This is a genomic window from Pseudonocardia sulfidoxydans NBRC 16205, from assembly GCF_007989085.1.
In the GTDB taxonomy this organism is placed as follows: Bacteria; Actinomycetota; Actinomycetes; order Mycobacteriales; family Pseudonocardiaceae; genus Pseudonocardia; species Pseudonocardia sulfidoxydans.
The window spans coordinates 1-663 of the sequence record NZ_BJVJ01000200.1 but is presented as its reverse complement, the minus strand read 5'-3'; the positions used below and the strand labels follow the sequence as shown (position 1 = coordinate 663).

1 protein-coding gene is annotated in these 663 nt (G+C 66.2%); it reads right to left on the bottom strand.

What is annotated here, in order from left to right:
- Window positions 1–265 precede the first annotated feature (265 nt).
- On the bottom strand, window positions 266–663 hold a 398-nt coding region (locus tag PSU4_RS31020; RefSeq protein ID WP_373866120.1), incomplete at its 5' end, for a hypothetical protein.

The following is a 663-nucleotide window of genomic DNA, read 5'->3' as shown; positions in this document are numbered from 1 at the left end:
ATGTCGCTGCCGTCGGCTACAACCACCGAGCCGGAGGTTAATCGATCGATCAACGCGATGATGAGACGGTACGCATGCATCCAACCATCGGCGCCGATCGGCGCGGTACTCATCCGCTCCCTCATCTGGGGCGAACGGCGAGCGTTAGTCCCTCTGATCGCCGAAGCCCAGTCCTCGTCTGGATCGTCGGGTGCCGCGCCCGCCTCGACAGTGCGGCAAGTGTCTCGCCGACTGAGCCGATCAGCTCGACATCGCCGCGCCGGTTTCACACGCTCTCCTCGAAACACAGGTCGGCCTCGGCCATCAGTCGCCCCCGAATCGCGAGCGCGAAGGAGGGGTGGTTATCGCGGATGACGCCGCGACACTCTCCTGTGTCGAGGTAGAACGCCCCGCACTGATCGAGGAACGAGCACAGTCCGTTGCCTGCCACGCGGACCGGGCGGACGCCGATTAGGACCACTCTTCGAGCACCTCGAACCAGCTTCGTCACCGCCGCGATGGAACCGGCGGCGGGTCGCGCGAGGTGCGGCGTGCGCCGACTCATCGCTCCCTCCGAGGCGTCGACGGGGTGCACTCGGCCGACCCCCTCCACCGAGCGCAGCCGCGATGACTGAATCCATGCGCCGCAGGACGTGGTTTGCGTTGTGAACCTGCTCCACCTAG